The sequence below is a fragment of the Aquidulcibacter sp. genome (genome assembly GCF_049239865.1).
Lineage (GTDB): Bacteria > Pseudomonadota > Alphaproteobacteria > Caulobacterales > Aquidulcibacteraceae > Aquidulcibacter.
In genome coordinates, this window is the sequence record NZ_JBMLTR010000124.1 from 1 (window position 1) to 4319 (window position 4319).

Genomic DNA, 4319 nt, shown 5'->3' on the forward strand with positions numbered 1-4319 from the left:
ACCTATCAATTGGACGAATTGGTCTCCACCGACGTGGTCTTCTCTGCCACAGGCGTGACCAATGGTGCCTTGGTGGCTGGCGTGAAGGCGACGTCCAAGGGCTTTGTGACCGAGACATTGGTTCTGGATTCCGCTGCCAAGACCGCCCGCGTCGTTCGCACCCAGCACTTAGGCTAGATGGATGGCCGGCTCTTTCCTCGGAATAGAGTCGAGCCTGACCGGTCGCAGATGGCTTCAACGTGTGCCCGATGGGCAATCTGAAGCCACCCTTGGCGTCTTAGAAGAAGGTGTGCGTCGTCTCGGCATTGGGGCGATGCAGGCCAAGCTGTTGGTTGCACGGGGGGCGGTGCCAGACACGGCCCATCGTATTCTATCCCCTAAGCTCAAAAACGAACTGCCAGAGCCCTTCACGCTGCAGGATATGGAAAGGGCGGTGGTGGCGATCCTCGCTGCCGTGCAAGCCCAAAGGGCGATTACCATTCTAGCCGATTATGATGTGGATGGCGGAACTTCCGGGGCCTTGCTGCTCAGCTGGTTTAAGTCGGTCGGAGCACGGGCCAATGTGTTTGTGCCTGACCGTATTCTCGATGGCTATGGTCCCAGCCCTAAGATCGTCAATAAAATCAAGGACAGCGGAACCGATCTTCTAATCACGGTCGATTGTGGAGCCGCAGCCTATGCCGCGCTGGAAGAAGCCGCCCGCATTGGCTTGGATGTTGTGGTGTTTGACCACCATTTGATGCATGGCGCGCCGCCCCCCGCCTTGGCTGTGGTCAATCCCAATCGACAAGACGATGTCTCGGGACTGGGCAATTTGACGGCTGCCGGCGTGGTCTTTGTTGCCCTGGTTGCCCTCAATCGCGCGGCACGGCAGCAGGGCCTGTGGACGGGGCCTGAATATGATCTGCTCAGTCGGCTCGACCTTGCCGCACTGGGAACCATTTGCGACGTTGCGCCGCTGACGGGCCTGAATCGCGCTTTAGTGGCGCAAGGCCTCAAAGTGCAAGAAAAGCTCGCCAATCCTGGCCTTGCCGCTCTGGCGGTGACATCAAAACTGAAAGACCCCGGCAGTGTCTATGCCTCTGGCTGGGTGTTTGGTCCGCGCCTGAATGCCGGGGGCAGGGTAGGGGATTCCTCCCTCGCCGTGCGGCTCTTGTCGACCGAGGATGCGTCGGAAGCTACTCAGATTGCGGAAGAGCTTGAAGTCCTCAATGCCGAGCGTCGGGCGATAGAGGCCAATGTGTTAGAAGAAGCCATTGCGCGGGTCGAGCGCGGCGAGGCAGGCCCTCTTGATGGCCCGCTCTTGATGTTGGGCGCGCCCGGCTGGCATCCAGGCATCATCGGCATTGTCGCGGGTCGCCTCAAAGACCGCTTCCATCGCCCCGTGATCGTGATCGGCTCAGCTGATCCCGAAGACCCACAGGCCAAAGGCTCTGGCAGGTCGGTGCCGGGCGTCAACTTGGGCGCTGCGGTTTCTGGTGCTGCCAGTGATGGCGTGATCTTAGCCGGCGGTGGGCACGCCATGGCCGCAGGCCTGACCATGAATTTTAGTGAGCTAAAGTCCGTCCATCACGACCTGACCCACCGCTTGCGTTCGGAGTCAGATGCGGCGGGCAATAGCCGCGACCTCGCCATTGATGCCTTGGTCGGGCTTGGTGCTGCGACACCCGAACTTCTCGACGCCATGACCGAAGTTGGCCCCTATGGCGCGGGCTGGCCAGATCCTGTGTTTGCCTTTGCCGATGTGCGCCCCTATGCCGCTGCCCCCGTGGGGACGGGCCATGTGCGCCTTATGCTGGAAGACCAATCCGGGCAGAGAATCAAGGCGATCTCATTTCGCTCCCTGAATACGCCTTTAGGCGATGCCCTGATGGGACGACGGCCCTTGCATGTCGTGGTCCGGCTGAAAAAAGACGATTGGCGCGGCGGAAACGCGGTTGATTGTGAGATTATCGATGCAAGTCCTGCATCTTAGCAGCAAAGGCCGCTTGCGTGTTCGCATCGGCCTTTGTATAGAGCCGCCTCTCGTGTGAACAACGCGTGACGTGGCTCCTTCGTCTATCGGTTAGGACGCCTGATTTTCAATCAGGAAAGACGGGTTCGACTCCCGTAGGAGCTGCCACTCCCACCCCACAAAGATCACCATAAATCGGCACTTCATTGCAGTACTTGTCCACAAGTCGCTGCCGCTTGTCGTCGCGCTTGGCCCCGCACGCTGCCATGATAGCGACCTGATTCGAAGGATAGTGAGCCCATGGGCGATTTAGTGGAATTAGATGGCAGCGGCGGCGACAGCGGCAATATCATCAACGAGCCGTTTGATCGGGCGTTGGAGAGCCGCTACCTCGTCTATGCCTTGTCGACCATTACCAGTCGCGCGTTGCCCGATGTGCGCGATGGCCTAAAGCCCGTTCAGCGCCGTATCATTCATGCCATGGGCGAACTCGGCCTCGACCCCTCTAGCAATTTCAAGAAGTGTGCGAAGATCGTCGGCGACGTGATGGGTAAATATCACCCCCATGGCGACAGTGCGATTTACGATGCTTTGGTGCGCTTGGCGCAAGACTTCTCCGTTCGCTATCCTCTCGTCGATGGCCAAGGCAATTTCGGCAATATCGACGGCGATTCAGCCGCTGCCTACCGCTATACCGAAGCCCGCCTAACCGCCATAGGTGCCCTTTTGATGGAAGGTGTGGATGAGGATTCGGTCCTTTTCCGCGAGACCTATAGCCAAGAAGATGAAGAGCCTTCGGTTCTGCCTGCTGGCTATCCAAATCTTCTGGCCAATGGCTCGATGGGGATTGCGGTGGGGATGGCCACCTCCATCCCGCCCCACAATGCGGCAGAATTGATTGATGCCTGCCTGCTTCTGATCGACAAGCCCGAAGCTGATCTCGATGAAATTTTGACCCTTGTGCCGGGGCCAGACTTTCCCACCGGTGGGATTTGCATTGAATCGCGTGCCGCCATCCGCGAGGCCTATGCGACTGGTAAAGGCGGTTTCCGCACCCGCGCCCGCTGGCACGTGGAAGATACCGGCCGCGGCACCTGGCGCATCATTGTGACCGAGACACCCTATCAGGTGCAAAAGTCCAAAATTGTGGAGCGCTTGGCAGAGCTGATCGAAAACAAGAAGGCACCACTTCTGGGCGATGTGCGCGACGAAAGTGCTGAAGATATTCGCCTCGTCCTTGAGCCACGCGCCCGCACGGTAGAGCCCGAACAATTGATGGAGAGCTTGTTCAAGCTCACCGATCTGGAAAACCGCTTCTCGATGAACCTCAATGTGCTCGACGCCAAGGGTGCGCCGCGCGTGATGAGCTTGATTGAGTGCTTGAAGGCCTTCCTCGACCATAAGCGGGACGTGATAGTTGCGCGCGCCAATTGGCGGCTGCGCAAGATTGAAGCGCGCTTGGAGATTTTGGCGGGCTTGCTCGTTGCCTATCTCAATCTCGACGAAGTCATTCGCATCATCCGCTATGAGGATGAGCCTAAGCAAGTCTTGATCAAGACGTTCGACCTAACTGACGTCCAAGCCAATGCCATTCTCGACACGCGTTTGCGCAATTTGCGTAAGCTGGAAGAGATGGAAATTCGTCAAGAAAATGAAGACCTCAAGGCCGAACGTGAAGGCCTGATGGCGATGATTGCTTCTCCCAAATTGCAATGGGCGCAAGCGGCAGAAGAGCTGCGCGAAATCCAATCGGCTTTTTCAAAAGACACTGCCCTCGGCGCACGCCGCACGACCTTTGCAGACGCCCCAATTGCCTTGTCCTTAAGTGCAGAGGCTTTTGTAACGCGCGAGCCGATCACGGTCGTCCTGTCGCAAAAGGGCTGGATCCGGGCGCTGAAGGGCAAGATCGATGATCTGTCGACCGTGAAATATAAGGATGGCGACGGCTATTATCTCTCACTCCATGCTGAGACGACCGACCGCATTGTTCTGTTTGCCACCGATGGCCGCGCCTTTGCTTTGGCGGGCGATAAATTGCCCGGTGGGCGGGGCTTAGGGGAACCTGTGCGCCTCTCGATTGATCTGGGTGAAGAGCACGACATCCTGGCCATGTTCCTGCCCAAGCCCGATGGCGAGCGCTTAATTGCCGCAAGCTCTGGCTATGGCTTTGTGGTAAGTGACGAAGAATGCGCCGCCATGCGGCGCTCGGGCAAGCAAGTCTTGAACTTGGATGACGGGGCCAAGACTGCCGTCGTGGCCCCCATCCAAGGTGATATGGTGGCTGTGGTCGGCGAGAACCGGAAACTCGTCGTCTTCAAAACCGAAGAATTACCACGCATGGGCCGGGGCAAAGGCGTCAAGCTGC

At 58.3% G+C, this 4319-nt stretch carries 3 protein-coding genes and 1 tRNA gene; all 4 read left to right on the plus strand.

Annotated features, from left to right (window positions below; translation table 11 throughout):
• The first annotated feature begins 9 nt into the window (after window positions 1-9).
• The gene (locus ACOVRA_RS08720) at window positions 10-177 is read left to right on the plus strand and encodes a fructose-bisphosphatase class II (RefSeq protein ID WP_421719949.1); all 168 of its coding nucleotides are present in this window, start codon (window positions 10-12) and stop codon (window positions 175-177) included.
• A gap of 4 nt (window positions 178-181) precedes the next feature.
• Window positions 182-1975, plus strand: coding sequence for a single-stranded-DNA-specific exonuclease RecJ (gene recJ, locus ACOVRA_RS08725; protein ID WP_421719947.1), 1794 nt, complete (start codon window positions 182-184; stop codon window positions 1973-1975).
• A gap of 72 nt (window positions 1976-2047) precedes the next feature.
• Window positions 2048-2122: transfer RNA gene (locus ACOVRA_RS08730), tRNA-Glu, on the plus strand.
• Between the two features lie 132 nt (window positions 2123-2254).
• Window positions 2255-4319 (plus strand): DNA topoisomerase IV subunit A (gene parC / locus ACOVRA_RS08735; RefSeq protein WP_421719948.1); only part of this gene is annotated, 2065 nt, incomplete at its 3' end.